Below are 26,265 nucleotides of genomic sequence, written 5' to 3'. Positions count from 1 at the left end.
TCCCCGCATCAGCTTGTATACGTCTGTGCAATTTCGTGCTTGCGATTGTCTGGCCCAACAACACTCCTGAAATATGGGTGCAAGGGAGAGTGTTAGCTCGGATCGCAACCCCGAGCGGAGGAAAACGCGGTGGAGAGTGCAGTGGGGAGTGCCCGCCCGTGCCGCTGGCGGCATGGCAAGAGCAGCTGCGCTATCAGATGACGAGCGGAGGGAGATTGCTCGCAAGGCCGTTAAAGCCCGTTGGGCGAGACATTTGCCGCAGGCGACGCATGAAGGCGACATTCGATTTGGAGACACGAGATTGAGGCTGCCGTTCTGACTGAACGATGGGCAGCGAGTGATCACGTACAGTGGCTTCATGATGGGCCTAGGTCGCCTCTCCAAAGGACGTCAGCATCACCGGGGCGGCGTCAAACTGCCTTCTCTTTTGACATTGCAGAACCTAGAACCCTTCATCGGCGAAGACTTTGCTGTGATCGCTAAGCAGATTGAATTCCGCACTAAGCAAGGCGCTAAGGCGTTCGGCTACTCAGCGAACTTGCTTCCGGAGGTCTGTGATGTCTTTGCGCGCGCCCAACGCGCCGGAGTCCTAAACGCCACCCAGCGCTACATCGCTGACCGCGTACGAATTATCTCAGAGCAGCTCCAAGGCTCTGGTACGATACGCCTCATTGATAAAGCTACGGGTTATCAAAAAGTTCGTGAGAAATAGGCGCAGTAAAGGGCCTGAACGCAAATCCGCCCAGGAACTCCCGGACGGGAACAGCGGGCTTCGATAGTTGCAGTATCAATCTGGTTTTTACTTACCCTTCCAGACCGGCGTCCGCTTGTTGAGGAAGGCGTCCATGCCTTCGCGGAAATCTTCGCTCATATAGGCCTTGAGGATCAGATCCTCGCCTTCCTCGCGCGACAGCGTGCGGCGGATGCGGCGGACCGCCTCCTTGGTCGCCTCGAGCGTCAGCGGCGCGTGGCTCGCGACGAGCTTTGCGGTCTCGTCGGCGCGACGCTGAAGCGTCTCGACGTCGGGCACGACCTCGTTGAGCAGGCCGAGGGCGAGCGCTTCCGGCGCCTCGACCAGCCGCGCCTTGAAGATCAGATCCTTGGTGCGGGCGGGTCCCACCAGCGCGACGACGCGGCTGATGTTGGACATCGACAGGCAGTTGCCGAGCGTACGCGCGATCGGAAAGCCCATTCGCGTCGTCTCAGTCCCGATGCGGAGGTCGCAGCAGGCCGCAATGCCGGCGCCGCCGCCGGTGCAGGCGCCGGCGATCGCCGCGATCACGGGCACCCGGCACTGCTCGAGCGTGCCGAGCACGCGGTCGATGCGGGCCTCGTAATCGAGTGCATCCTGCGCGGTCTTGAACGCACGAAACTGAGAAATGTCGGTGCCGGAGGCGAACGCCTTGTCACCGGCGCCGGTCAGGATCAGCGCCTTGATCGAGCGGTCGGCGCGGATCTCCAGGCAGATCTCCGCCATGCGGTCATACATGGCAAAGGTCATTGCGTTGCGCGCCTGGGGGCGGTTGAAGGTGATCCGCGCGATGCCGTCCTGGACGGAGTAGAGCAGGTCTTCGTTGGTCGTCGTCGGTGCGTTCATCGCGCGCTCACTTTCTGGGTTAGTTCAGGCCACCTGCGCCTTTAAGCTACTTGGGCCTTGGCCATCGGCACCACATCGCGTCCCTTCAGGACGTCCATGGCCGCCAGCACGCCGCCGCTCCGGTGCGGAATCTTTGCAAGATCCAGGCCCATCTCGACGCCGGCGAGCGTGCCCATCAGCATCAGATCGTTGAAATGGCCGATATGGCCGATGCGGAACACCTTGCCCTTGACCTTGTTCAGGCCGGTGCCGAGCGACATGTCGAAGTTTTCCAGCACCACCTTGCGGAAGGCGTCGGCGTCGTGTCCATCCGGCACGCGCACGCCGGTCAGCGCAGGGGAATGCGCGGCAGGATCGGCGCATTGCGTCTCCAGGCCCCAGACCTTGACCGCGGCGCGGGTCGCCGCGCTGTGGCGCTTGTGGCGGGTCCAGACGTTCTCCAGCCCTTCCTCTTCCAGCATCTTGACCGCTTCGCGCAGGCCGTAGAGCAGATTGGTCGCGGGCGTATAGGGGAAGGTGCCGAGCTTGTTGAAGCTGATGACCTCCTGCCAGTCCCAATAGGAGCGCATGCCCGGGTTGGCCTTGGCGACAGCGAGCGCCTTCTCCGAGACGGCGTTGAAGCCGAGGCCGGGCGGCAGCATCAGACCCTTCTGTGAGCCTGCGACCGAGACGTCGATACCCCAGGCGTCGTGCTCGTATTCCATCGAGCCGAGGCCGGAGATGGTGTCGACCATCAGCAGCGCCGGATGCTTGACGCGATCGAGCAGCTTGCGCACCTCCAGCGGCGGCGTCACGCAGCCGGTCGAGGTCTCGTTGTGCACGACGCAGACCGCCTTGATCGTGTGCTGCTTGTCGGCGGCAAGGCGCTGCTCGATCTCGGCGAGATCGGCACCATGGCGCCAGTCGCTCGGGATGAAGTCGACGTCGAGCTTGAACTTGTCGGCGATGCCGCGCCACAGCACGGCGAACTGGCCGGTCTCGCACATCAGGACCTTGTCGCCGGGCGAAAACACGTTGACCATCGCCGCTTCCCAGGCGCCGGTGCCGGACGAGGGGAAGATGATCACGGGCTGCTTGGTGCGGAACACGCGCTGCATCGCGGCAAGCACGCCGAAGCCGAGCTCGGCGAACTCCGGACCGCGATGGTCCAGCGTCGGCATGTCCATCGCCCGCAGCACGCGGTCGGGCACGTTGGTCGGTCCTGGAATCTGTAGGAAATGCCTTCCAGTATGCACGGTCATCGGCGTCCTTCCCGGTCTTGCCTTGATTTTGATGGCCGCCGAATAGCACCATTTGACCGGCTTGTCCCCTCTCCTTAAGGCTCCTCCCATGCACAGGCGGCGGACCTCCGCCGCCCCTATTCCGCGGCCACCACCTTTCCGGACGGCAGCCTGCCCTCGACCTCCGCGAACGGACGCTCCGGATGCATCAGGAAGGCGGAAAAGCCGCCGAGCAGCAGCAGCCCCATCGACATCAGGAACGGCAGGTACCAGTTGCCGGTCACGTCGATCACGAAACCCGCGACCAGCGGGGAGACGATGGCCGCGAAGGCCGAGCCGGTGTTCATGATTCCCGAGGCGGTCCCGGAATATTTCGGGGCGATGTCCATCGGGATCGACCACATCGGGCCGATCACGAGCTCGGCGCAGAAGAAGCCGGCCGACAGGCACAGCGCGACGATGGTAATGTCGTGGACGAACAGGATCGGAAACAACGAGAGCAGCGCCCCCGTAAATCCCGCAACGGTGACGCTCAGCCGCGCCAGGCGGACGTTGCGGTCGAGGATCTTGTCCGACAGCACGCCGCCCACGCTGTCGCCGACCACGCCGGCGAAGAACACGCCGGAGGCGAACAGCGCCGCGTCACCGGCCACATCCGGCCGAGCAGCGGGCCCCACGGCACGCGCGGCCGCTCGCCGGTCGGGCGCGGCGGCAACGCGGCGAGCTCGGCTTCGGTGATCGAGGCATGTTCTTTCGGCTCGTTGCGGAAGTACCAGACCCAGATCACGCCCCAGATGAGGCTGACGAAGCCGAGCACGACGAAGGCGCCGCGCCAGGTCAGCCAGAGGATCAGCAGCGCCACCACGGGCGGCGTCACGGCATTGCCGAGCCGGGCGAAGGAATGGGTCAGGCCTTGCGCGAAGCCACGGCGGTTGGCCGGCGTCCAGTATTGCATCGCGCGCGTCGCGGTCGGGAACGTCGCGCCCTCGCCGAAGCCGAGCGCGAAGCGCGCGACGAACAGCGCGGCGAGACCGTTGACGAAGCCGGTCATGATGGTCGCGGCCGCCCAGATCATGCCGCACCAGAACAGCGTCTTGCGCGGGCCGAAATGATCACCGACCCAGCCGCCGATCACCTGGAACAGCAGATAAGGATAGGCGAAGGCCGAGAAGACGAGGCCGAGCTGGGTGTTCGACAGGCCCAGCTCCTTCTGGATCTCGCCCGCCGCCGTGCCGATGGTCACCCGATCGACATAGGTGATGAAATACATCGCGCAGAGCATCGCCAAGACAACATGCGTGGCCTTGAACCGAACTCCCATCTCACCCCTCCCGAATTGCTGTTGTTATGATTGCTGCCCGCGTGTCCCGCGCGACTTAAGTGCCGACCACCTTCAGATGCGGCGACGCATTGCCCTGCGGGCGCTGCTCCAAAAGCTTCATCGCGACATCGACGCCGCCGGAGCGATGTGGCACGCCCGCAACCGACAGGCCCATCTCCACGCCGGTGAGCGCGCCGAGCAGCGTCAGCGCGTTGCATTCGCCGAGATGACCGATGCGGAAGACTTTTCCGGCGACCTTCGACAGGCCCGAGCCGAGCGACATGTTGTAGTTGTCGAGCACGATCTGGCGGAACTGGTCGGCGTCATGTCCCGGCGGCATCAGCACGGCCGTGAGCACCGGCGAGAACTCTGAAGGCTCCTGGCACAGCACCTCGAGGCCCCAATGATTGACGGCAGCGCGCGTGGCCGCCGCAAGCCGCTGATGCCTGGCGAAGACGTTGTCGAGCCCCTCTTCGAGCAGCATCGCGATCGCCTCGCGCAGGCCGTAGAGCAGGTTGGTCGCCGGCGTATAGGGGAAGAAGCCTTTTGCGTTCGGCTTCAGCATCTCCTCCCAGTCGAAATAGGAGCGCGGCATCTTGTTGGTCTTCGAAGCTGCGCGCGCCTTCTCAGAGATCGCGTTGAAGCCGAGGCCGGGCGGCAGCATGAAACCCTTCTGCGAGCAGCTGACGCTGACGTCGACCTTCCATTCGTCGTGGCGGTAGTCGACCGAGCCGAGCGAGGAAATGGTGTCCACCATCAGCAGCGCGGGATGGCCCGTGCGATCGATCGCGGCGCGGATCTCGGCGATGCGGCTGGTCGCGCCGGTCGAGGTCTCGTTGTGCACGACCATGACGGCCTTGATCGCGCGCGCCTTGTCCTCGGTGAGCCTGGCCTCGATCACGGCGGGATCGGCGCCACGGCGCCAGTCGCCGGGAACGAAGTCGACCTCGATGCCGAAGCGGCCCGCCATCTGGCGCCACAGGGTGGCGAAATGGCCGGTCTCGACCATCAGCACCCGGTCGCCCGGCGACAGCGTGTTGACGATCGCGGCCTCCCAGGCGCCGGTCCCCGACGAGGGGAAGATCACCACCGGCCCCACGGTCTGGAAAATCTTCTGGCTGCCCTCGAGCACGGTGCGGCCGAGCTCGCCGAATTCGGCGCTCCGGTGGTCGATGACCGGCATGTCCATGGCGCGCAGGACGCGCTCGGGGACCGGGCTCGGGCCCGGGATCTGAAGGAAATGGCGTCCCTGGTGCATGAAAACCTCCGTGTCGGCGGGTTCTGGCCGGCTCTGGCGACTATTTTGCATTCATTTTTTGTCATTTCAATCGAAATTTGGTATTCGATTGTGGACGTCGACGTGACCAAACGGGCAAACTACTGTGCTGCAAATGAGATCCACGATTCCCGACACCGGGGTTCCGATCACCCCGCCCGCCGGAAACGGCGGCGACCGCCAGGAGGCCTCGCTCCACGACGAGATCCTGCTGCGGCTGCGCGACTACGTGGTGGAAGGCAACATTCCCGACGGCGCGCGCGTTCCCGAGCGCCAGCTCTGCGAGATGCTCGGCATTTCCCGCACACCCTTGCGCGAGGCGCTCAAAGTGCTCGCCGCCGAAGGCCTGATCGAGCTGCTGCCGAACCGCGGCGCGCGGGTGCGCCAGCTCAGCCAGCGCGACCTCGAGGAGCTGTTCGACGTGATGGCAGGGCTGGAAAGCCTTGCCGGGCGCCTCGCCTGCGAGGCCATTACGGACGAGGAAATCACCGCGATCGAGCAGCTGCATTACGAGATGTACGGCCGCTATCTGCACCGCGACATGCACGGCTATTTCCAGACCAACCAGCGCATTCACGAGAGCATTGTCGCGGCCGCGCGCAACGAGACGCTGAAGACGGCCTACGCCAACTTCGCAGGAAGGATCCGCCGCGTCCGCTACTCCGCCAATTTCGCCCGCAAGCGGCAGCGCTGGGCGGAAGCCATGCGCGAGCACGAGGCCATCCTCGACGCGCTGCGCCGCCGCGCCGGCAGTGAGCTCAGCGACATCCTGTTCCAGCACCTGCGCAACAAGCGGACGGCCGTGATCGAGCACCTGACCGAGCCCCAAGAGGACGCGCCGGCCTCGCCCTGACGGCGGCCGGCTTGCTCATTTTGAATTCATAATATAATCGGTCATGAATAATAATGAATAACTCAGCAAGGCTGAGCCTCGCTGGGTCAGTCCGGGATCAGGGATGACAAACGCCTCCTCGCTCGAACGGCGCCTGCGGTCGGAATTGACCGGCGACGTCCTGTTCGACCGCTTCAGCCGCGGCCGCTACGCCACCGACGCCTCGTTCTACCAGATCGTGCCAGCAGGCGTGGTCGTGCCCAAGACCATGGACGAGGCACTGCGGGCCCTGGCGATCGCCCGTGACGAGGGCCGGAAGGTCACCCCGCGCGGCGGCGGCACCTCGCAATGCGGCCAGACCGTCAATGACGGCCTGGTGGTCGATCTCTCAAAGCACCTCAACCGGATCCTGTCGCTCGACGTCGAAGGCCGCACCTGCGTGGTCGAGCCCGGCATCGTGCTCGACGACCTCAACCGCCAGCTGAAAAAGCACGGCCTGTGGTTTCCGGTCGACGTCTCCACCGCCTCCCGCGCCACCATCGGCGGCATGGCCGGCAACAATTCCTGCGGCGGCCGCAGCTTGCGCTACGGCACCATGCGCGACAACACGCTGTCGATGGAGGCGGCGCTTGCCGACGGCACGCTCAGCCGCTTCGGCGAGGTGTCGCGCGATCTCTCCGATATTGATGCGGGCGACAACGCACGGGCACTCTTTCGCGACATGCTCGATCTCGGCACCCGCGAGGCCGACGAGATCGCCGCGCGCTTCCCAAAGGTGCAGCGCCGCGTCGGCGGCTACAATCTCGATGCGCTGGTGCCGCGCAATGCGCCGAACAACATGGCGCATATCTTGGTCGGCTCCGAAGGCACCCTCGCCTTCACCACCAAGGTCGAGCTGAAGCTCTGGCCCGTTATCCGCAACAAGGCGCTCGGCGTCTGCCATTTCGGCAGCTTCTACGAGGCGATGGATGCGGCCCAGCATCTGGTCAAGCTCAAGCCGATCGCGGTCGAGCTGGTCGACCGCACCATGATCGCACTCGGCCGCGACATCGCGATGTTCAGGCCGATCATCTCCGCTGCGATCAAGGGCGATCCGGACGCCGTTCTGGTGGTCGAATTCGCCGAAGAGGACCAGGCCGACAATCTCCTACGCCTGAAGCAGCTCAGCGAGCTGATGGGCGATCTCGGCTTCGGCTGGAATCACGACACGCGCAAATGGGGCGGCGTGGTCGAGATCACCGAGCCCGCGCTGCAGAGCGGCATCGCCGATTTCCGCGCCGCCGGCCTCAACGTCATGATGTCGATGAAGCAGGAGGGCAAGCCGGTCTCCTTCGTCGAGGACTGCGCCGTGCCGCTGCCGCATCTCGCCGACTACACCGCACGCTTGAGCGAGGTTTTTGCCAAGCATGGCACCAGCGGCACGATGTACGCGCATGCCTCTGAGGGCTGCCTGCATGTGCGCCCGGTGCTGAATTTGAAGCTGGAGAAGGACGTCAAGGCGATGCGCGCGATCGCCGAAGAGGCCTTCGCGCTGGTGCGCGAATACAAGGGCTCGCATTCCGGCGAGCATGGCGACGGCCTGGTCCGCTCCGAATTCCACGAAACGATGTTCGGCGAGCGTCTTGTCGCCGACTTCAGGGAGGTGAAGCAGCGCTTCGATCCCGATGGCGTCCTCAATCCCGGCAAGATCGTCGATGCGCCCAGGATGGACGACCGCTCGCTGTTCCGCTTCAAGCCCGACTATCGCGTAGCTGAGCTCAAGACAAAACTCGACTGGTCCGCTTATCCCGGCGCCGGCGGCGGCTTCCAGGGCGCGGTCGAGATGTGCAACAACAACGGCGCCTGCCGCAAGCTCGAGGGCGGCGTGATGTGCCCGTCCTACCGCGCGACGCGCAACGAGAAGGACGTGACGCGGGGGCGCGCCAACACCTTGCGGCTCGCGATCTCCGGCCAGCTCGGCCCCGATGCGCTGTCCTCCGACGAAATGATGGAGACGCTAAAGCTCTGCGTCTCCTGCAAGGCCTGCCGCCACGAATGCCCAACCGGCGTCGACATGGCCAAGATGAAGATCGAGGTGCTCGCGGCACGCGCAGCCACCCACGGCCTGACGCTGCGCGACCGCCTGGTCGGCTATCTTCCGCGCTATGCCGGTCTCGCCTCGCGCCTCGCGCCGCTCGCGAATTTGCGCAATCGGAGCCCGCTGCTGCGAAAACTGTTCGAGCGCTTTGCCGGCATCAGCGCGCGGCGGGCGCTACCCGCCTTCCGCAGCGACGTGTTCGCGCCGCCTGCGGAAACGGTCGGCCCGGAGAGCGGTCGCGAGGTCGTGCTGTTCGCCGACACGTTCAACCGCATCTATGAGCGCGAAAACCTCGACGCCGCGCTGCGCGTGCTCGCGGCCGGCGGTTATCGCGTGCATCTGCCCAAGCCCGCAAGCGGCAGGCGCCCGCTGTGCTGCGGCCGCACCTTCCTCTCGGCGGGTCTCGTCGACGAGGCCAGGTCCGAGCTCGACCGGCTGGTGGCCGCCTTTGCCCCCCTCGCTGCACGTGGCGTGCCGATCATCGGTCTCGAGCCGAGCTGCCTGCTGACGCTGCGCGACGAGCTTGCCTCGCTGCGCAAGGACGATGACGCCAAGGCCATCAGCGCCCATGCGCTGACCTTCGAGGAATTCCTGGTGCGCGAGGCCCAGGCCGGCCGGCTGCAACTGCCGCTCGGCACCGTCGCCGACAAGGCCGTGGTGCACGGCCATTGCCACCAAAAATCGTTCGGCGCCTTCAAGCCCGTCGAGCAGGTGCTGCGGCTCGTTCCCGGCCTTGAGGTCGAGACCATCGAGTCCAGCTGCTGCGGCATGGCCGGTGCCTTCGGCTATGGCACTGAGACCTATGACGCCTCGATCGAGATGGCCGAGCTGTCGCTGCTGCCCGCCGTGCGGCGCGCAGACGAGGCGACGCTGGTCGTCGCCGACGGCACCTCCTGCCGGCACCAGATCCACGACGGCGCAAAGCGCGAAGCGCTTCACGTCGCGCGCGTGCTGGCGATGAGCCTCGATCGCGCCAAGACGAATTCGACTTCTCCAGCTGCAAAGGAACCCAACCATGGCTGAACTGACGCTCGACACCGCCCGAAAGATCCTCGACGCCGCCTTCGCGAAGGCCACCGAGCTGAAGCTGAAGCCGCTCGTCGTCACCATCCTGGACGCGCGCGGCGTGCTCAAGATCGCGGCAGCCCAGGACGGCACCAGCTTGATGCGGGGCGAGATCGCGCACGGCAAGGCCTATGGCGCCCTCGCCTTGGGGATGGGTTCGCGCGCACTGTACCAGCGGGCCCAGGAGCAGGCCTATTTCATCGACGCCGTGAACGCGATTGCCAAGGGCGCGCTGGTGCCGGTCCCCGGCGGCGTGCTGATCATGGACGGCGCGACGCTGCTCGGGGCGGTCGGCGTCTCCGGCGACACCTCCGACAATGACGAGGCCTGTGCCATAACCGGCATCGAGGCTGCGGGGCTAGACGCCAAACCGGGATAGCGCTCGCCCGCGTCGTACGCCACGCACAAGACTGCGTCTATGCCGAAAGTTGCCTGCCGGTTGAGGGAAAACAACATAAGCAGCTCACGCCCAGCTACAGGACAGCCCGACCGCCTGGCACGGCATGGCGAGAGGTTGCCGTCGGCGGGCAGGTTCGGACCATCGATAGGGGCCGCGATCTCAAAAACCACGCTTGTCTCGCCACTAAGACCCGCCGTGTGAGAATTACGGACCGGCTGAAGAAGCTCACCTGTCGAAGTCTGCCAGAGTGTTGGTAGCGGCCGACTGTAGTGACCTAACCGTACGCCACCGGCACATTCGTCTAGATCGCGGCCACGCCAACCTGTCGCCGTCCTCTCCATCGCAGTCGCGTGGCGCGCCGGGCACGAGCTCCCGGTTGGGATAAGCCTCCACCAGAGGATCCGTTGCCTGTGACCGTCTTGGCATTGAAACCGCAGCCGGTGGGCGCTTATGTGGACTTTAAATTGCGATCGGCGGCACCGATTGCAAGCGTCCGCGGCACAGCGGCCAAGCCAAGAGGAATCCAGCCAATTCAAAGTCAGCGCTTGGCCGCGCTGCCAGCTAGCTCCATCGCTAAATCTAAAGCTGCGATCCCGATTTGGTCTGCAGGATGCGATTTGCAGCGTCGATCCATCCACCCGACAATCGCGGCCCCCGCGGGTCACTTCAAATTCCTCCGGGTGTGGTCAGTCAAATTCCTCCACCCGCGAGGCAGGACAAGGGACTGTTAGTTTGAGTTTGTTTCCCGGGCAAGAGCTTCAGCGGCTTCTTTGAGCCGATAGCTGCGTCCGTCGAACTCAAGCAGATGGCAATGATGCATAAGGCGATCGAGGATCGTCGTGCTCATAGTGTTGTCCCCAAGGTATGCCCCCCAATCCTGCACGACGCGATTGGAGGTGACGATGACGCTGCGGCGCAGTTTGTAACGCTGATGGATCAGGGTCTGCAGCAAAGTGCCGGCGTCGTCGGGGATGGCGCGTGCGAGGAATAGATCGTCCAGCACGAGGAGATCGCAGTCGATGATGGTTCGCAGCCGGACCTCGCGTTGTGCCGGAGAGTTCAGGGCGTAGCGGTGAAAGAAGTCGTCGGTCTCAAGATACTGGACCTTGTGGCTTTGCAGGATCGCCTGATAGGCAATCGCCTTGGCGATGTGCGACTTCCCGGTGCCAGGTTTGCCAACAAGCAGAGCGTTCTCGCCAGCGGCAATGAACGCCAGGGTGTGGAGCTGGAAGCAGGTCTGACGTGGCAGTTTGGGATTGAAGGACCAGTCGAACTCGGCGAGCGTCAGCTTTTCGTCGAGCCCGGATTGCTGGTATCGCCGCTCGATAAGACGGGACTGACGACGGTCCAGTTCATCCTGCAGGATAAGGGAGAAGGTCTCGAGGAAGGGCTGGTTGGCGCCCTGCGCCTGGAGCACGCGCGTCTGCAGCGTGTCGCGGACACCCGACAGGCGCAGCTGTCGTAGGCAACGCTCAATTTCCGGCATGGTCATCATGTGGCTAGGTCTCCAGTTTAAGGTGAGAAGGTGCAGCGGGAGCGCTCGTGGCGCCGGAGTTGGCCGGGGTTGCGCAGGCGACACGAGCGCGGATTGCCGTGGCGTGATCGTCGTGAGCCTCGGCCTGCCGACCATTGTCGTCGGCGTCGCGCCGCACAGCGCGGCTGAAGAGGTCGCCGTATTCCGCGGGGGTACGGATCAGCGGATGATCCTGGGTGAGCGGCGATGCCGGCTGTGGCGTCACTCCAACCTGCTCGATCGCCTGTTCGAACAACCGCTCGACGGTCGCACGCACGTGCTTGTAGCGGTAGATGCGGTTGTCGATGGCGTGCGCGCAGGCCTGCTCGACCAGCCGCGCCGGATACTTCCGGCCCAGCCCGACAATGCCCCACATCGCGCGCTGTCCGGGGCGCCCTTCGGTGTCGAACACCTGCTGGCACAAGGCCCTGGTCTGCGGTCCGATGCGCTCGGCGCTCGCCAGCAGCACGGCGGTTTGCCGCGACGGGTTGAACGGCCGTTCGCTGGTCGGCAGGACGACAGAACCGGGGTGCGCCATCCGGGAATGAACACGCAGCAGCGCACGGGTGTGGCGATCACGGATCTCGATCGTGGTGGTGTAGATGCGCACGACGACCTGGCTGCCGATCGGCGCGGGCCGCGCGGCGTAATAGCTGTTGTCGACGCGTACGGTGGTGTCGTCGCAGACAGTCCGGACGACTTCGGTGAAGATGCGGAAGGGAGCGACAGGCAGCGGCCGCAGGTGCGGCTTCTCTTCCTGGAACATCGCCTCGACCTGACGGCGCGTGCTGCCGTGGATGCGTTTGGAAGCCCAGTTCTCCTCCCAGTGCCTCAAGAACTCGTTTTGCGCCTCCAGCGTCTCGAAGCGCCGTCCGGCCAGCGCAGTGCCCTGGGTATGTTGAATCGCATTCTCGACGCATCCTTTCCGATTTGGATCGGCCACGCGCGCGGGATCGGCGACCACGGCGTAATGAGCCAGCATCGCGCTGTAAATCGGGTTGAGCTGGGGCTCGTACAAATCCGGCTTGAGGACGCCTTCCTTCAGGTTGTCGAGCACGACATAGCTGGGGACCCCGCCAAAATACCGGAACGCCTCTTCGTGGAGCTGCGCCCAGACTTGTTGGCTGGACTTCCAGACTACCCGCCGGAAGCTGCGCCGCGAGTAGCGTAGCGTCATCACGAACAGGCGGGGACGACGGTACCGCCCGCTCTTCGGATCAACCGTCGGCGCGCCCTCGCCATAGTCGACCTGAGCTTCCTCGCCGGGGAGGAACTCAAGACGATCAAACTGCTCAGGATCAGCGTGCCGCAACCGGCGCACAAACCGCTTGACACTCTGGTAGCTGGACGGAAAGCCAAATTGATCAACCAGGTCCTGGTAAATCGCCTGCGCGTTCCGCTTCAGCCGGACCTGTTCTTCGATCCACGTCCGATGCGCTTCGCAAGCCGAACGGGCCAGGCTGCTGGTGACCGTCGCTTCCGATGTCCCAAAAGCCGGTGGTCGGGGTGGAGGAATTTGGCCGTCCGCGCTCACCGAGCCGGTGGTCACTTCCCCGGGGGAATTTGCCTCCGCACCGGCCCGCAGCGCCTGATAACGCCGGATCGTCTTGCGATCGACACCCGTCAGCCGGTGAATCTCGCGCTGGCTGGTGTTGCGATCAAGTAATGTAAGTACGGTGCTTTGCAGATGTCGCTTCAAGACGTTCAACTCCCCGGCCCCTTGCTGGCTAAAGGGGTCGAACATAAACGTCCTGCCTGACCGGCTACTGCTGTTCAGCGGCGCTGACGGCGATCATCAGGTGGGGGAGTTTCAAGTGACCATACCCGGGGGATTTTGACCGACCCACGGGGATCGCGGCGAAATCGCCGCCACCTACAATTTCCCTATCGCCACTAACATTTAATCCGCTGATAAAGCCAACGACCCAAGATTCAAAAACGCCTTTGACAACGACGCTCTTGGCTCTGTTCGTCCAGGCCGTGCAGGATTGAGACCCAGCACCGACAATCGTAGCGCCGGCCCTTAGTGGATTTGTCGGCAGAAGCAAGAAGGCGACTAACACCAACAACCTCAGCATCTGATCGGTGACCTATCGCTAGAAATCAGCCTATTGATCTATAGCGCATCTGCCAGTCTTATCGATTGGCCGTTTTGGGCTGCGAGACTCCGCTTTGGGCGATCGGATCGTCTATTTACTCGGCAACCGGCCCCAAAAGCGTCTCCACCCCGCCTCGATTGGCGCGACGTCCTGCTCCATGGTCGGCGGCGAAACCAAGCCCGACGACTATGTCGTGATCTGGGACGAGATACCGATCGGCCGCATCTTCAAGTCGATCGCGGTCGGCGGGCGGCACGGCTGGACGTGGAGCTGCTTTCTGCCGAACGTGCCGCAGCGCTCTCACTTTCGCGGCATCGCGCCGACACTGGCTTCGGCGAAGGCTGACTTCCGCAGCGCATGGGACGAGCTGCAATCGAACGTCAGCTACGACCAGATCTGCGAGGCGCGCCGGCTCGGCGCCGCCCCCAGCCGGCCCTGGCAGGGGTGAGACCTGCACGTGAACGAAAGGCCCCGGCTCGCAGGGGCGGAATGAGCTGGGGTCAATCGGGGGCACCCTTGGGGAAGGGCATCGGGAAAACCTAGGACGGGCACGCGCAGCTGAAAGGAAGTCGAGCGCACCGGTCGTTTGAAATCCTGCAAGACACCGCATCCGTTGCCGATCGCGGTCGAAATTAGCCTTAAATTGGAAGGCGTCCTTCAGCCCAAGGTTTTGCGTTGCTTCCGCGATCCGCTTCGGGATAGTGAGGTTTTAGAAGCAACTAGTTCAGAAAATATCATACTGCCATAGATTTAGGCGGCACTGCCCTCGGAATTGTCTATGCGTACGCTGCTCATCGTTCTTTGCGTCTGGCTGTTGATCAATATTTTGTTCGTTGTCGTCATGATCCCGCCGAGGAAGCCGCGGGCGTCGGATCGCACGATCAGCGGCCCTATGCCGGAACCGATCCGAACTGATGGGGACCCGCCGGACGGTGACCCTCCTGCCTCGCTTCGCCATGTCATCATCGCGATCGGTCTAGGCGTGTTCTTCTCGCTAACGCCGCCGCTCCTCGAAGCGTATGACGCCCTCAGCCGACGGCTGCGGAGAGGACAAAAGGCTGACGAGGGCGAGAAGCGCCAACAGACGCTGGAGCCCATTTGGACCAGACTTCGGGAAGAGTACGACCAGCGCGCGGATGATCGGCCCGGTGAGGATGACAGCAAGGGCTAGACAATAGGCGCCATAGGAACGAGTATCCGCCCCCCCCCCCCGCAACGCCCACCCGCACTTCGCGCAAGCTTGGGATCGGCGCGCGGAAAGCTGACGGAAATTGTCTGGAGTGCCACATGCTGGCACGGGTTCCCAGCGCTCTCCCCGCGTGCCGTCATCGGCGCATTAAGGTTACACGACTCCGCCGAAATCCACGCCTTCCTTTGCAAGCTTCTCGGCCGCTTCGGCGGTCTCAGCCGGCTTCGTGTCCAGGAAGGCATGCTCGGACGCAGGCATGATCGTGCGAAGTTTCCGTCCGTCCGCTCGCCTGATGCGAGCCACCCAGCGACTGGGCCCGCGCTCATATCGCTCGATATGGTACTCTTTGTACGTAATCATGATCCACAGACGCAAACTGCCCCAGAGAAGACCCCTCCTTCTAACTGAGACGGCACCATCGCACAACCGTCAGGGCCGGTTGTCGGCGAGGGGGCGCGACGCCGCCGAAGATGGCCTGGTCGAGGGCGCGGCGCAGGATCTATGCCGGCCTCGCCTCGCGCTTTTCGCCGCTGGCGAATTTGCGCAATCACAGCCACTGCTGCGAAAACTGCTTGAGCGCTTTGCCGGCATCAGCGCGCGCCGGGCGCTACCCGCCTTCCGCAACGACGTGCTCGCGCCGCCTGCGGAAGCGGTCCGCCCGGAGAGCGGCCGCGAGGTCGTGCTGTTCGCCGATACGTTCAATCGCATCTATGAGCGCGAAAACCTCGACGCCGCGCTGCGCGTGCTCGCGGCCACCAGCCAATCCCCAGAACTTGATCGCCGCTCCAGCTGCTTTACTCGAGCGACAGCAACCGCGTTATGCCGGCCGGCTCCGGCGGGATCGCACAAGTGACGGCGCCGTCGCGCTTACCGAAAACTGTCCCGTTAGCTTGGCCGACAATTTTCTAGATGCATTCCATGTTGAACCACCCTGGGATTTCCGAAGGCCAAATCGACGAGCTGCTGGGTCTGCTGGCCTCGAGCGGCATGAAGCGGAAGCCGGTCAAAGCGCTGGAACGCCTCGATCTCAAGGAAACTGATCGGATTGCCGGAGAAACCGGCCGAGCGGCGCGCGGCAAGCCTAATTCCAGACGTGACCGAGAGCCGGCGGACAGGCGGACAGGCCAGCTCGGCCTCGTATTCCGCCTTGCGTTTGGCGTCCCGCGCACGGCCACTCAACTCGCACTCACCGAGGCCAACCCATTCGACAAGGTCCGTAACTTCGACATCCCCCATCGCGGACGCGTTCCCTGGCTGGCCATGGCGATCGCGTATGTGCAGGCGCACGCTCCGGCCGACCTGGTGCCGATGCTGCGGCTCGGCATCATGACCTGCCAGCGCGGCTGCGACATGATCCGGATGGGGCCGGAACACCGCGGGCGCAACAGCATCTGGTACCGGCCGAAGAAGACGCGCAAGCGCCGCCGCGCGTTTCACATCCCGCTCGCGACCGCGGACACGCTCGAACTCGACCGCTGGGCGGAGGCGCCGGTTCGCTTCACCAACCCGCGCTGGCTAAAGCCGACCGATCGCTTCTGCGAAGAACTGTATCTCTATTCGCCAAAGGGCGCGCCCTAAAGCGACGACGACCTGCGCGCGCTGGAATCGTTGGCTGGAGGAGGCCGAGCACGGCCGCGTGCTCTGCAAGCACTGGAAGCTATGGGTCCCCGGCCAGGTCGGAAATACGAGCGGGACATCGGTCTGCGCGGCACCGGCATCTGACGTCGAGCCGCTCTTTGTCTGTGGCGGATTCCGCAACCGGGGGGCTGAGGTCGGGCCTGATTTCGACAGCGGCAAGCCACCGCAATTTCCGGTATCGAAGCACTTAGTGAAGGGCCCGCCAGCGTGAAACGGCGCCCACCCGTAGATTTCCCAGTGCACTGCACAGCGATTTCAGGTAGTGCGTCACTTTAAGCGGGCCAGGCGGTCAGAGAACGGGATGGCCGCGAGTACGCAAATGAACAGTGTTGGGGCAATCCACCAGTATTCCATGGAAGCGCACAGTAGCTGAAGTCGTTGCTGATCGCGATTACTTGGCGGTGTGTTGGTTAAAGTGGGCGAAGGTGGCCAGGGACTGGGTTCTTAGGTATCATTGCGCTTTTCTGCTTCGCAGCGGGGCTCAACCTGCTCGCACTAGCAGTCGGCTCGATCGCATTGGCGAGCAACGTGGTCAACATAGCGCTGAGGCTCAAGGCTCGATCGCAAGGTACCATGCCGGATGACGGCACGATCGTTCCTAAGGTCTTTATGGCTTTCGTCCTGACTTCCGCAGTGTGGTGCGTAGCAGCAAAAGCAGGTTATTTCGCCCCGTAGCAAGCGGACTGCAAAAAGAAACCCGCCAGCCTTGCGAGCCAGCGGGAGTTTATTTGGACTGTAGATTGCGATCAGCTACCGACCGCGGCCCTTCTTATAGGTCAGATCGATCTGCCTGACGAGCCCATCAAATCATCAAATCGGCAGTTGCGGCTCAAAAAGAAAGCCGCCGGCCGCTGCCGGTCACGCTTCCTGTGCAGTCGGCGCCAGCGCTTCGTGTGGGTCAGCCGTTCGATATCGCGGAGGATTAACTCGGCCACCCGGTGACTTCAGGATCCACGACGGGCAGCAGCTCGCGCGCGCTCCGTGGCCGAGAGATCGGCAATTTGCGAGGTACTTACGTCGGCGCGTTGATTGCGGAATGCCTTACTCAATCCAAAGCCGCATTTTCCAACTGATCGGGAGCAAGATTAGGAGCCCCCCTGTCGCGCGAGTGCAGCCGGAAGACGTAGTCGATCGAGGTCGACGAATACGACTGGATGCAAAGCGCGGCCTGGTCGGGCGAGGCGGCCTTCATCATCGCTTCGATTGCGGAGCGATCTAGGCAGGTGTCGTCCCAATGCGAGACGACGATGCCATCTTCCGTGAGATGGTGTGAGGCCAGGTGCGCCAGCGAATTCGCGACAAAATGGCCGTAGAGCAGGTACTCGGAAAATTTTTTCTTCCGGCACAGTGCAAGCACCCAGTTCAAGCCCGTCAGGTCGCTGTCGTCGAGGAGGGCTATCAGCCGCTCGATTTCGTCACGGGCGGCCCGGCGGGCGCGCCCGAGCGGTTGGAAGAACTGCTCGGGGGAAATGTCGGTTCGACGGTAAAGCTCACCAGCAGAATCCGCTGGCCGTTCTGGGCGAGTTTGCCCGTGGCGTGCTATTCACGCTGTCAGCCTTGGCATCTTGAAAACCCTTTATATGGTGCAGGTTTAGAGCCGAGCCGAATTGCAACTTCCGTTTCGGCTCGATTTTCTGTAAACTGAAAATATGAAAAAATCAATTTCCGTAAACAAAAAATCTCGAGGGCGTCCGAAGAAGGCTGGTGGGGTCTATCCCGTCTCCGCTGTCCGATTGTCGCCCGATGTCGCTACTGCCGTCGACAAATGGGCCAGCGCACAGGCGGACCTTCCCTCACGCTCCGAAGCCATCCGCCGGCTGGTCAAGATTGGGCTGAAAGCAAAAAAATGAACTTGTTGCGACGCGGCCTTTTTTGATTTGAGCATCATGATAAACGTCACCGGAACTACTCGATTCTAGCCGTGCTGAACCCGAACACAATTGTGGCCGTCGATGGAGCCGGAGAAGGCAGGCGATAGGAGACGCATCGCCAAGAGACTGAGGCGGCCGCGCGTCGCAAGGCCACCGCGAGCCGCGCCAGCCGCAAAACCGGCCGGGCCAGCGGTGCTAGCCCCTGCGGATCTATCCCATTTGCTCATCGATCGCATCCGGCGGGCACAACTTTGGATGTTCAAAGATGTCAGCCGCCGGCTCGCGGCCTTTGAGATCGGCCCGTCGCAATTCTTCGTGCTGTCCATGATCGAGGCCAATCCGGGCGCCAATCAGTTCGCCATCGCGCAATCGCTATCGATTAATCGCGCTGGAATCGGAAGGCTAGTGGACCATCTGGAGCGGCACGGTCTGGTGCAGCGCTCCGCCTCTGCCGTCAACCGCCGCTACTACGTGCTTTATCTGACCGAAGCCGGCGCCGCACTCTTAGGCCGCTTACGGCCGGCGATCGCCGGATGCGAGACGGCGATCGCCGAAAGGATTGGACCGCGCCGCTTCAGGGAAATGCAACGTGCGCTGGACCGGATGCGGGATCCCTGAAGGAAGCGCACCATCATCCGCGCGGCATTCTCGTCAGAAAGCGGACCTCTAGCTGCGACCATAGCTTGCCTCGATCGAGCGCATGATTGCGCATGCGGAGCCAACTCCTGAGTCGCGGTGTGGGTCAAAGGCTGAGCGGCGTCAATCCACTGTCCAAGCGAGTTTTTCTTGCGGTCTCCTAGCAAGGTCAGGTCGAGTAATGCGCCAACGTCAGCATCGTTTGAATCCGTCAAACCGCTCCCTTCACCGCCTTTTGGTACAGCAGGACGGCTTCACGCTCGTTGAAATGCTCGTCGTGATTACCATCATAGGTCTCGTCGTGGGCCTCGTCGGCCAACCATCTTTCGGAATCGAAAATCAAGGCAGCCAGAATTCAAATCGAAGGCTTCGCCCAGGCGCTTGACCTGCATTAACTCGACAATGGCACGTATCCGGCGACTGGTGTTGGATTGGCTGTGCTTGTGCAGAAGCCGACCAATGTCGAGCGCCGGAACGGCCCTTACTTGAAAGGCAACGTGGTTCCGAACGATCCCTGGGGCAAACCCCTATACGTATGCATTCCCGGGGACGCATGGGTTAGCGTATGACCTCGGATCCCTTGGAGCTGACAGTCGCGAGGGGGGCACCGAGCAAGCTGCCGATATTGCCAACTGGCAGAAATAGTGCGCGTCGCCCGACGACTCACAATTGGGACACATGATGTGCTATCGGCAGAGCCCTGGGCGCCCGGCCGTTCGATTTCGAGCACGATACGCCCGTCCCCATCACGTGACCCATCGCGGCTTCGATCTCCGCCGGTGCAGGGCTTCTACTCTGCCCGAATCGTCGTTGGTGCTTCTTAAATCGGGAAACACCGCCCCGCGACAGCTACAGCGGCCGCCGAGCCGACTAGCGAACTCGTGGGGCCGCCACGCCTCGTCGGGGACGTTTGGCATTCGCCATCACGTGCTGCGCGAGGAGGCGGCGTGCACTCTTCTCCTCGCTATAGGTCTTATCGGTCGGGATCAGCCTGGCTCCGTCTACGATGTACCAATATTTGACCCAGTTTGGACGTCCGTCCTTGAATGGGGGCGTATGGAGTACAAGCTTGGGCCGAGCCGCAACGGGCTTGGCAGCATTTCGACTCATCGGACAACTCCTTGGCGACATCAGGGGATTGAGGATCACTTGGCGGCTTAGTCGGACCTCTGTAGCGAGAAGAGTCAATAACGCCCGACGAGGGATGCGGGGAAAACCGATATTTTGCGCCGCTTCGCGGCCGGGTCACTCCGGTTCACGTTCCGGAGGCCGGGAGCGAGCTTATTCGGCCACAATGAACATCCCGGTAGCGTGCCGAGCGACCGCCTTTTCGGGCCCGAGGTGGCGGCGACCAACAATCTCCACTCTGGTTCGACAATCACAGGGACCGGAGCCGAGTCGAGGTAGGGTTGCCGACGTGTTTGTTACAGTCGGCCGGATCGGCTCCCATTGCGACAACCTCTTCGACGGCAGCCGGCAGTTCGCATATTTCTTCGTCGGAGTTCATTCGTAGCCTGCTTGCTTGCTAAGTTGCACGAGCGTGGTCAAGCTCAGCGGCTGGGCGGAGAGATCGAGATGGACGAGATTGGCGCAGGCGAGCGCCATCACCGTCGGCGCGGGATCGCTTACTTGAGCAGTTGGCCGAGCGGCATTGGCCCCTCGTCGAGGAGGATCTGCATGATGCGAATGCGCAGCCCGATCGGAATAGTCACGTCGCAGTAGGACCAGACCAGGTTCGCGTTGGCGCGGCGCGGTTCGCGCCGAATATCTTCGGCCGTCAAAACAAGCGGCTTGAGCTGGAGTCCACTTAGCGCGATCAACATGAGGCCCTCGTCCTCGAGGTCGCGCATGCGCCGCGCTGGGACAACGTCAAGGAAATAGGGGCCATCCTCATAGTTGACGACGACCGCATCGATCGTGACCTGCGCCAACGCAACGCGGGCTGAGGCGACGTAATCGATGGACCGCACCCGCGGATCGAGGGAGGCCTGGACCAGTGCATCGCGCAGCGCCGGGTGTCGCACCGGGATCGCGGTCGTGGTCTTGATCCAGACGAAGAGAGCGGTGAGGCCCTCGGCCTCTTTTGTGTCGTACATGACCTTGAACGTTCACTCATAAGTGCTCTGCCTTCAGATCTCGTTGATCAGGTTGGGATCAAAGCTCCGGTTGTCCCAGATACGCTGTTGTGGCATCCAGGGGCCGTAGCCCTTGGCGTTCGACGCCACACGCGTTGCACCGATGACGGTATCATCGGACTCGTGGGTATGGCCGTAGACCCAGAGATCGGCGGGCCTCAAGGCGCCGCGCCCGCCATCCGCCGCCGGCCGCATCAAGGCCGTCGCTGCGGTAGGCCGCATTGAGGATATCGTCCGGCCTCGGGGGATCTGACGGTGCCAAAGCAGCGCCAGGATGCGGGGCGTGATGGGTGATCACGACCAGCTTGCCCACGCGCGGCTTGCGCATCTCCAGTTCGAGGAACGCGCGGGCCTGCCGGTGCCGGGCCAGCGCGTGGCTTGGCCGGAAGCGCTCGACATAGCGGCCGATCCTAACCTTGCGGAAATCATTCATCCGTTCGACCGCGACCATCATGGCGCGATGCGGATCGCCGAACAGGTCGAAGTCCGTCCAGATGGTTGCGCCGGCGATCGAGTCGTATCCCTCGGCCGGAACGCGCCGCACCAGGGCGCCCACCAGAGATATTTAGGCTTCCGCGGAATCAATCGCAGTCTCCTTCATTGGAAGCAAGATTTGTGATCTCCTTCGAGGCCCCTGCAACCAAAGCCCAAGCCGACTGGGCATGCGTGGCTGTGAGGACGCGTTGGGCCTTTGCGTGAAGGCAGGTGTTCGAAGACGCGAAATGGATCTCAGAGGCTCAATAAGTCAGCGAGCAACTTTATTACCTCGGTTAGTGTCTATCGCGCAGGCATAATGCCGGTATTATACACGCATCATACGGTGCGATCGGATTTTTGCGAATCAACGCAGACACTTGCGAGGCTAGAATGATGTCTCCAAGCGCGCACGAAAATTGCCCGAGATCCTGATTTCGACGTGAACGAAGCACGCAGCTCGGCAAGACGTCCTCTTCCCTTCCCAAAGTCGCGATCGGGCCTCGGGTGCAAGCCAGGACTGAGCTTCGATCTTGGGGGTGATGATATCTGCGCCCGTGGTCCGGCTCGGCGAAGGGCCGGCCGGGGATTTCGTCGCGGCTGCCGCCGGTCGCGAGTTCAATGGCTTGCGCTTCGGGTTCGTCGCGCACGATCCCGAGGAGCGCGGACAGTGATGCGAGAGAGGATCGCGGCGCTCAGCGGATAGGTACGGCTCCTTCGACTGCTTGTCTTTGCGATTTTGCGGGAAGCGATCTTGCTCGCCGCGAAGGCGTTCGAGCCCCAGCGGCCGTGAGCTATTCTCCATGGAGGAGACCCAATGCAGCCGTGAGGTCGTTTAACCCGAAAACGTCCATCTGTACCTAAGCTCTCCCTCTCCGAGCCGAACATTGTGACGTAGCCGTGTGCAGGTAGTCCGGTCGCTCTTGGTGGAGACAAGGGTCATTTCAGCCCCGCTTCACCACCGGCGCATCGCGCTCGAGCAGACGGCAGGCCTGCTGCAGGGCAGTTTTGATCTCATCCGGTGAGAGCGAGGGATAGTCCACGCGCACGATCTCGTCGGCCGATCTGTTGGCCAGTGTCGCGAAGACCGGCCCCGGCGGCACGCGCGTGCCCCGGAAGACCGGATTGCCGCTCATTACGCCGGAGTACCGCACGATGACCGGCTCATCCGCCGAGAGGCTGCCGGCAATGGTCTCGATAATTGCGATCCGAGCGAGGAACTCCAGCGTGGATTCGCCGGCTTTGCTCTGGCCGCTCCTGATCCGGCGCATCATTCCCGGCGTGACGAGATGAACCCTAGTTCCGAGAATATCGGCGATCATCGCCTTAGCGGTGAACATCTCGGCGGAATCTCCGCGGAGGACGAGCAGCAACTCGCCCTCGCATACTTGGGCATCCAGCAATCTCATAATAAGACCTTGCATAAACGGCTTGTCCAAATTTCGTGGGCTTGCCGACGCTGGACGGGGCGCTCTGGGAGGCCATCGCTAACGTCGAGGGCGATACTACCGGCCCGTGGGGAGCGTTCTGCAGGCACATTGACGAGGCCGATATTCACAGAGCCCACCATCTTCAATTTCTCGCCGCCCGCAGATCGCGCTCGCGCAGGATCGCCTCCACCATGCGGCGCAGCTGCCGCAACGAGCCGCCCCTCCAGTTGTGCGCGATCGCCGCGCGCTCGGTGCCGTCCAGCGGCGGGACCCAAACGGCATCGAGGCCGCGCTCCCGCGCGAGATCGACCATCACGGCCGGCAGCAGGGCGTCGAGGTCGTCGGGAGCCGGGCTCGGAAACGTCACCACGCGAAACCTGTCGCGGATCGGCGAGGGCAGCGGATCGAGGCTGTTCGCCGTAGCTATGTAGGAAACGTGCGAGACATCGACGAGCGTGAGCAAGGCCGGATCGGGAAAACGGGCACTGGTCTCGGGCTCGAGAAAGGCGAGCAAGGCGTCCCAAAGCCGGCCATAGTCGGAGCGCGTGCCGGCCTTCTCCAATTCGTCGATCAACACGAGCGGATTGGCGATTTTGCCTTGCGCGATAGCCAGAAATGCGTGGCAGGGTTCGGCGGAATTCCAGCGCCTGTCCGTGCCGCCGAACACGGCGCCGTCGGCGCGCGCGGCATCCTCCCGCCAAATGCTGACGCCGAGGGTCTCACCGAGCCGTCGGGCGAATCGGCTCTTGGCAGCGCCGGGCGGGCCGACCAACAGCAGGGGGCGCAGGTGGACCGTCGCACGGCCGACGAGATCGGCGAGCGCGAAGTCGATCACGTTCATCGCCCAGGGAAACTCGAATGCCAGCGCGTTGCGGACCTTGTGCAACGGCGGCGCCTCGATCAGCGGCAGGGGCGTGTTGATGGCATGCTTGAGAGGGACCAGGATTTCCTTGAGCTTGGTGTTCTTCATCTCGAGTTCGGACAGGCGGGCGACCATGACGTGGCGCTTGGGAATGGCTTTCGCGTCGACGCTCGCCGGCGCCTCCCCGCCGGCGGACTTCTCGTCCTCCTTCTCAGCTTTCTGCCGGTACTCTTCCTCGAACTGCTGCCGGATCTTTGCCTTTGCAGCAGCGAGGCGGCGCTCGACTATGCGGCCTCCGAGGTAGATCGCGTTCGCCGCTGCCGAAAGGCTGCCGGACAGCATTCCTGTGCAAGCCGGCAGCGCTGCCCAACCGGAGGTGAACTGCTCGATATCGCAGCTGAGCTCCTTCTCCACATGCCCAAGGGTCTCATAAAGAGCGTGAACCAGTGCTTTGCCGACCCTTTGGTGCTCCTCAAGCTGATGAGAACTGCGCGGCGTCGGCAGCGACAGCAACCGGACGCAGTCGGCCAGGCTCCGCAAGTTCGGCTCGTCTCGCGTGACGGCACGATGATCGAGTTCGGCTGCGAGTGCCACTCCGGCATCAAACGTTCGCTCCGAGGCCCAGGCGGCGCTGTGCGGCAGCTGCGGGCACAACTCATGGATCTCTGCGATCAGTCGCTCCGCGACATGCTGGGCTCCGTTGGTGCTCAGCACGGCGTAGCGCAGAAGGCGTGGTAGTCCCTTCAGGCGCTCGTCACAGTCGACGGAATCCGCCGCCGCGCCTGTCGAGACGGCGTCTTCCACGACAGCCGGAAGATCGGCTGTCTCATCCTCAGAGTTCATGCGCGCTCCGCCTGCATGCAGAGCCGGACAAGCGTGGTCGGGCTCAGCGGCTGGGAGAAGAGATCGAGACAGACGAGATTGGCGCAGGCGAGCGCCATCACTGCCACCGCGGCATCACCTTCTCCGTCCAAAGACTTCAGGAGCTGGCCGAGCGCCATCGGCCCCTCCTCGAGCAGGACTTGCTGGATGCGCAGGCGCAAGCCGACCGGAACTGCCACGCCGCTATACGCCCAGACCAGGTTCGCATTGCTGCGGCGCGGCTCGCGCCGGATTTCCTCAAGGGTCAGCTCAAGCGGCTCGAGCTTGAGCTCATCCCATGCGATCAGCACGAGGCCTCCCTCGTCGAGGTCGACGGTGCGTCGCGCCGGCACGATGTCGAGGACATAACGACCATCCTCGCGCTGGAGGACGACGGCATCGAGCGCGACCTGCGCGGAGGCAACCTGGGCGCTCGCGACGTAATCGATGGAGCGCACCTGCGGATCGAGGGACGCCTGAATCAGCGCATCCCGGAGTGCCGGGTGCCGTACAGGGATCGCAGTCGCGGTCTTGGCCGAGATAAAAGAATCGTTGGGGCTCTGGGCGTCTGTCGTGTCACACATACTCTTGCACCTTGTTTTACCGTCATGGAAAGGACGTAAGCACGTCCGCCTGCGTCCGGCCGTCTTCGATATCCGTCATGGCATTCTCGCTGCCCCTTCAGATCTCGATAGTCAGTTTTGGATCGAAGCTCCGGTTGTCCCAGGCGCGCTGCTGCGGCGGCCAGGGTCCGTAGCCCTTTGCGTTCGAAACCACGCGCGTTGCGCCGATCACGGTGTCGTCGGACTCGTGGGTATGGCCGTAGATCCAGAGGTCAGCGGGCTTCAGCGCGCGGCCTCCATCATTGGCCGCCGGGCGCATGAGAGCGGTCAGGTCGCTGCGATAGGCGGCGCTGAGCATGTCGTCCGGCCTCGGGGGATCGGACGGCAGCAAAGTCGCGCCGGGATGAGGGGCGTGATGGGAGATCACGACAAGCCTGCCCGGACGGGGCCCGCGCATCTGCGATTCGAAGAACGCACGGGCCTGCTGGTGCCGGATCAGCGCGTTGGACGGTCGGAATCGCCTGGCATAGCCGCCGATCCGGATCTTCCGGAAATCATTCATCCGCTCGCCCGCGAGAAACATGGCGCGATCCGCGTCGCCGAACAGATCGAAATCCGTCCACATTGTTGCGCCGGCGAAAGTGACATCGCCGATCCGGACGCAGTCGTGCTGCAGCACATGAATGTTCGTGCCGGCTGCCGCCGCTCTCGCCTTCTCGACCGTCCGATCGATATCGGCACCATAGAATTCGTGGTTGCCGGGCACGTAGATCACCGGCCGATCAGGGACGCGTTCGAGCAGCCACCTTACGCCCCGCTCCATGCGCGGGATCAGATCGCCGGCGACCACGAGGACGTCGAACCGCGGCCGCGCATCGGGAGCCGGCAGGTCCCAGCCACGCGTTAGTTCCACATGCAGATCCGACACAACCCATAGACGCACGTCAGTCCTCATCATTGTCGTGGTCATCAAGAGGCTCGACATCAAGCAGCGCCGCCACGAGCTCGTCCGGCAACTCATCGATGCCAAGCGCGAACACGACGTCCGCCGCTCCGCAGAGCGGACATTCATGGCGGTGCGGCTCATAATCGCACGCGCCCTCGCGCTCACAGGCCGCGCACCGGAATCCAGCCATCCTATCGCTCCATTCCTCGCGCAGGCGGGGTGCCCCTTCCGGGGGCACGCGAAGCAAGGCCCCTGCGGTC

23 protein-coding genes and 4 pseudogenes are annotated in these 26,265 nt (G+C 63.3%); 13 read left to right on the top strand and 14 right to left on the bottom strand.

Annotated elements, in window-relative coordinates; genetic code table 11:
* Positions 1 to 337: 337 nt before the first annotated feature.
* Positions 338 to 712, top strand: coding sequence for a hypothetical protein (locus ACFLEY_RS13920; RefSeq protein WP_060908279.1), 375 nt, complete (start codon positions 338 to 340; stop codon positions 710 to 712).
* 87 nt (positions 713 to 799) lie between these two features.
* On the opposite strand, the gene ACFLEY_RS13915 is transcribed toward ACFLEY_RS13920, so the two are convergent.
* From ACFLEY_RS13915 to ACFLEY_RS13900, 4 genes and pseudogenes are all read right to left on the bottom strand, one after another.
* Entirely contained in the window at positions 800 to 1,597 is a 798-nt protein-coding gene (locus ACFLEY_RS13915; RefSeq protein ID WP_060908280.1) for an enoyl-CoA hydratase/isomerase family protein, read from the bottom strand.
* 41 nt (positions 1,598 to 1,638) lie between these two features.
* Positions 1,639 to 2,838, bottom strand: a complete 1,200-nt coding sequence (locus ACFLEY_RS13910; RefSeq protein WP_028173158.1) for an alanine--glyoxylate aminotransferase family protein — start codon at positions 2,836 to 2,838, stop codon at positions 1,639 to 1,641.
* A gap of 116 nt (positions 2,839 to 2,954) precedes the next feature.
* Positions 2,955 to 4,138, bottom strand: a pseudogene (locus ACFLEY_RS13905) (MFS transporter).
* 55 nt (positions 4,139 to 4,193) lie between these two features.
* Positions 4,194 to 5,396, bottom strand: a complete 1,203-nt coding sequence (locus ACFLEY_RS13900) for an alanine--glyoxylate aminotransferase family protein (protein WP_028173157.1) — start codon at positions 5,394 to 5,396, stop codon at positions 4,194 to 4,196.
* A 133-nt stretch (positions 5,397 to 5,529) separates the two neighbouring features.
* Between ACFLEY_RS13900 and ACFLEY_RS13895 the strand changes: the two genes are divergently transcribed.
* The 3 genes from ACFLEY_RS13895 to ACFLEY_RS13885 all read left to right on the top strand — a co-directional run bounded on the left by ACFLEY_RS13895 (position 5,530) and on the right by ACFLEY_RS13885 (position 9,767).
* On the top strand, positions 5,530 to 6,267 hold the full coding sequence (locus ACFLEY_RS13895; RefSeq protein WP_060908281.1) for a GntR family transcriptional regulator: 738 nt from the start codon (positions 5,530 to 5,532) through the stop codon (positions 6,265 to 6,267).
* 103 nt (positions 6,268 to 6,370) lie between these two features.
* A complete protein-coding gene (locus ACFLEY_RS13890) occupies positions 6,371 to 9,346 on the top strand; it encodes an FAD-binding and (Fe-S)-binding domain-containing protein (RefSeq protein ID WP_211434354.1) in 2,976 nt (991 codons plus the stop codon).
* Positions 9,339 to 9,767, top strand: coding sequence for a heme-binding protein (locus ACFLEY_RS13885; protein ID WP_060908282.1), 429 nt, complete (start codon positions 9,339 to 9,341; stop codon positions 9,765 to 9,767). The genes ACFLEY_RS13890 and ACFLEY_RS13885 overlap by 8 nt, the downstream gene beginning before the upstream one ends.
* Positions 9,768 to 10,515: 748 nt before the next feature.
* Here ACFLEY_RS13885 and istB read toward each other — a convergent pair.
* Positions 10,516 to 11,283, bottom strand: a complete 768-nt coding sequence (istB, locus tag ACFLEY_RS13880; RefSeq protein ID WP_038952109.1) for an IS21-like element IS1631 family helper ATPase IstB — start codon at positions 11,281 to 11,283, stop codon at positions 10,516 to 10,518.
* Between the two features lie 4 nt (positions 11,284 to 11,287).
* Positions 11,288 to 13,045 carry an IS21-like element IS1631 family transposase gene (gene istA, locus ACFLEY_RS13875; protein WP_100214066.1) on the bottom strand — a complete coding sequence of 586 codons (1,758 nt, stop codon included), beginning with the start codon at positions 13,043 to 13,045 and terminating at the stop codon, positions 11,288 to 11,290.
* Positions 13,046 to 13,473: 428 nt separating this feature from the next.
* Between istA and ACFLEY_RS13870 the strand changes: the two genes are divergently transcribed.
* The 4 genes and pseudogenes from ACFLEY_RS13870 (at position 13,474) to ACFLEY_RS13855 (ending at position 16,167) form a co-directional block, all read left to right on the top strand.
* Positions 13,474 to 13,848 carry a hypothetical protein gene (locus ACFLEY_RS13870; RefSeq protein WP_244651824.1) on the top strand — a complete coding sequence of 125 codons (375 nt, stop codon included), beginning with the start codon at positions 13,474 to 13,476 and terminating at the stop codon, positions 13,846 to 13,848.
* Positions 13,849 to 14,178: 330 nt separating this feature from the next.
* The gene (locus tag ACFLEY_RS13865) at positions 14,179 to 14,571 is read left to right on the top strand and encodes a hypothetical protein (protein WP_028173152.1); all 393 of its coding nucleotides are present in this window, start codon (positions 14,179 to 14,181) and stop codon (positions 14,569 to 14,571) included.
* 518 nt (positions 14,572 to 15,089) lie between these two features.
* Positions 15,090 to 15,379, top strand: a pseudogene (locus tag ACFLEY_RS13860) (hypothetical protein); the annotation flags it as partial.
* A 197-nt stretch (positions 15,380 to 15,576) separates the two neighbouring features.
* A complete protein-coding gene (locus tag ACFLEY_RS13855) occupies positions 15,577 to 16,167 on the top strand; it encodes a hypothetical protein (RefSeq protein WP_129557345.1) in 591 nt (196 codons plus the stop codon).
* A 1,105-nt stretch (positions 16,168 to 17,272) separates the two neighbouring features.
* Here the strand turns inward: ACFLEY_RS13855 and ACFLEY_RS13850 are convergent.
* Positions 17,273 to 17,599, bottom strand: a pseudogene (locus ACFLEY_RS13850) (hypothetical protein); the annotation flags it as partial.
* A 277-nt stretch (positions 17,600 to 17,876) separates the two neighbouring features.
* Here ACFLEY_RS13850 and ACFLEY_RS13845 point away from each other — a divergent pair.
* From ACFLEY_RS13845 to gspG, 3 genes and pseudogenes are all read left to right on the top strand, one after another.
* Complete coding sequence (locus ACFLEY_RS13845; protein WP_129557346.1) at positions 17,877 to 18,077, top strand: hypothetical protein; 201 nt, start codon at positions 17,877 to 17,879, stop codon at positions 18,075 to 18,077.
* 240 nt (positions 18,078 to 18,317) lie between these two features.
* A complete protein-coding gene (locus tag ACFLEY_RS13840; protein WP_231166547.1) occupies positions 18,318 to 18,716 on the top strand; it encodes a MarR family winged helix-turn-helix transcriptional regulator in 399 nt (132 codons plus the stop codon).
* Positions 18,717 to 18,915: 199 nt separating this feature from the next.
* Positions 18,916 to 19,379: pseudogene (gene gspG / locus ACFLEY_RS13835) on the top strand (type II secretion system major pseudopilin GspG).
* 980 nt (positions 19,380 to 20,359) lie between these two features.
* Here gspG and ACFLEY_RS13830 read toward each other — a convergent pair.
* Together ACFLEY_RS13830 and ACFLEY_RS13825 are read right to left on the bottom strand one after the other, a co-directional pair.
* On the bottom strand, positions 20,360 to 20,830 hold the full coding sequence (locus ACFLEY_RS13830) for a hypothetical protein (RefSeq protein ID WP_249163360.1): 471 nt from the start codon (positions 20,828 to 20,830) through the stop codon (positions 20,360 to 20,362).
* A 33-nt stretch (positions 20,831 to 20,863) separates the two neighbouring features.
* Positions 20,864 to 21,091 carry a hypothetical protein gene (locus ACFLEY_RS13825; RefSeq protein ID WP_129557348.1) on the bottom strand — a complete coding sequence of 76 codons (228 nt, stop codon included), beginning with the start codon at positions 21,089 to 21,091 and terminating at the stop codon, positions 20,864 to 20,866.
* Between the two features lie 64 nt (positions 21,092 to 21,155).
* Between ACFLEY_RS13825 and ACFLEY_RS13820 the strand changes: the two genes are divergently transcribed.
* A complete protein-coding gene (locus ACFLEY_RS13820) occupies positions 21,156 to 21,488 on the top strand; it encodes a hypothetical protein (protein ID WP_129557349.1) in 333 nt (110 codons plus the stop codon).
* Positions 21,489 to 21,885: 397 nt separating this feature from the next.
* Complete coding sequence (locus tag ACFLEY_RS13815) at positions 21,886 to 22,017, top strand: hypothetical protein (protein ID WP_257787575.1); 132 nt, start codon at positions 21,886 to 21,888, stop codon at positions 22,015 to 22,017.
* A gap of 270 nt (positions 22,018 to 22,287) precedes the next feature.
* Here ACFLEY_RS13815 and ACFLEY_RS13810 read toward each other — a convergent pair whose 3' ends face one another.
* The 5 genes from ACFLEY_RS13810 to ACFLEY_RS13790 all read right to left on the bottom strand — a co-directional run bounded on the left by ACFLEY_RS13810 (position 22,288) and on the right by ACFLEY_RS13790 (position 26,195).
* The gene (locus ACFLEY_RS13810; RefSeq protein ID WP_396604667.1) at positions 22,288 to 22,683 is read right to left on the bottom strand and encodes a DUF433 domain-containing protein; all 396 of its coding nucleotides are present in this window, start codon (positions 22,681 to 22,683) and stop codon (positions 22,288 to 22,290) included.
* A gap of 232 nt (positions 22,684 to 22,915) precedes the next feature.
* Positions 22,916 to 24,478 carry an AAA family ATPase gene (locus tag ACFLEY_RS13805; protein ID WP_028173145.1) on the bottom strand — a complete coding sequence of 521 codons (1,563 nt, stop codon included), beginning with the start codon at positions 24,476 to 24,478 and terminating at the stop codon, positions 22,916 to 22,918.
* On the bottom strand, positions 24,475 to 24,954 hold the full coding sequence (locus ACFLEY_RS13800; RefSeq protein ID WP_249163359.1) for a hypothetical protein: 480 nt from the start codon (positions 24,952 to 24,954) through the stop codon (positions 24,475 to 24,477). The genes ACFLEY_RS13805 and ACFLEY_RS13800 overlap by 4 nt, the downstream gene beginning before the upstream one ends.
* A gap of 223 nt (positions 24,955 to 25,177) precedes the next feature.
* The gene (locus ACFLEY_RS13795; protein WP_039186016.1) at positions 25,178 to 26,002 is read right to left on the bottom strand and encodes a metallophosphoesterase; all 825 of its coding nucleotides are present in this window, start codon (positions 26,000 to 26,002) and stop codon (positions 25,178 to 25,180) included.
* A gap of 1 nt (position 26,003) precedes the next feature.
* Complete coding sequence (locus ACFLEY_RS13790) at positions 26,004 to 26,195, bottom strand: hypothetical protein (RefSeq protein ID WP_039185643.1); 192 nt, start codon at positions 26,193 to 26,195, stop codon at positions 26,004 to 26,006.
* Positions 26,196 to 26,265 lie beyond the last annotated feature (70 nt).

Origin of the sequence: Bradyrhizobium sp. YCK136, from assembly GCF_044570075.1 — a bacterium.
In the GTDB taxonomy this organism is placed as follows: Bacteria; Pseudomonadota; Alphaproteobacteria; order Rhizobiales; family Xanthobacteraceae; genus Bradyrhizobium; species Bradyrhizobium diazoefficiens.
The sequence above is the reverse complement of the archived record's forward strand: the minus strand, read 5'-3'. Positions and strand labels throughout refer to the sequence as shown.

Bases quoted from the DNA above. Each gene is read 5' to 3' on its own strand.
- ACFLEY_RS13895 (WP_060908281.1), top strand. From the start codon at position 5,530: ATGAGATCCACGATTCCCGACACCGGGGTTCCGATCACCCCGCCCGCC.
- ACFLEY_RS13790 (WP_039185643.1), bottom strand. From the start codon at position 26,195: ATGGCTGGATTCCGGTGCGCGGCCTGTGAGCGCGAGGGCGCGTGCGAT.
- ACFLEY_RS13885 (WP_060908282.1), top strand. From the start codon at position 9,339: ATGGCTGAACTGACGCTCGACACCGCCCGAAAGATCCTCGACGCCGCC.
- ACFLEY_RS13855 (WP_129557345.1), top strand. From the start codon at position 15,577: ATGAAGCGGAAGCCGGTCAAAGCGCTGGAACGCCTCGATCTCAAGGAA.
- ACFLEY_RS13825 (WP_129557348.1), bottom strand. From the start codon at position 21,091: ATGCGGCCTACCGCAGCGACGGCCTTGATGCGGCCGGCGGCGGATGGC.
- ACFLEY_RS13820 (WP_129557349.1), top strand. From the start codon at position 21,156: ATGGGTGATCACGACCAGCTTGCCCACGCGCGGCTTGCGCATCTCCAG.
- ACFLEY_RS13900 (WP_028173157.1), bottom strand. From the start codon at position 5,396: ATGCACCAGGGACGCCATTTCCTTCAGATCCCGGGCCCGAGCCCGGTC.
- ACFLEY_RS13845 (WP_129557346.1), top strand. From the start codon at position 17,877: ATGAAAAAATCAATTTCCGTAAACAAAAAATCTCGAGGGCGTCCGAAG.
- istB (WP_038952109.1), bottom strand. From the start codon at position 11,283: ATGATGACCATGCCGGAAATTGAGCGTTGCCTACGACAGCTGCGCCTG.
- ACFLEY_RS13830 (WP_249163360.1), bottom strand. From the start codon at position 20,830: ATGTACGACACAAAAGAGGCCGAGGGCCTCACCGCTCTCTTCGTCTGG.
- ACFLEY_RS13810 (WP_396604667.1), bottom strand. From the start codon at position 22,683: ATGTTCACCGCTAAGGCGATGATCGCCGATATTCTCGGAACTAGGGTT.
- ACFLEY_RS13910 (WP_028173158.1), bottom strand. From the start codon at position 2,838: ATGACCGTGCATACTGGAAGGCATTTCCTACAGATTCCAGGACCGACC.
- ACFLEY_RS13865 (WP_028173152.1), top strand. From the start codon at position 14,179: ATGCGTACGCTGCTCATCGTTCTTTGCGTCTGGCTGTTGATCAATATT.
- ACFLEY_RS13915 (WP_060908280.1), bottom strand. From the start codon at position 1,597: ATGAACGCACCGACGACGACCAACGAAGACCTGCTCTACTCCGTCCAG.
- ACFLEY_RS13815 (WP_257787575.1), top strand. From the start codon at position 21,886: ATGATATCTGCGCCCGTGGTCCGGCTCGGCGAAGGGCCGGCCGGGGAT.
- ACFLEY_RS13805 (WP_028173145.1), bottom strand. From the start codon at position 24,478: ATGAACTCTGAGGATGAGACAGCCGATCTTCCGGCTGTCGTGGAAGAC.
- istA (WP_100214066.1), bottom strand. From the start codon at position 13,045: ATGTTCGACCCCTTTAGCCAGCAAGGGGCCGGGGAGTTGAACGTCTTG.
- ACFLEY_RS13890 (WP_211434354.1), top strand. From the start codon at position 6,371: ATGACAAACGCCTCCTCGCTCGAACGGCGCCTGCGGTCGGAATTGACC.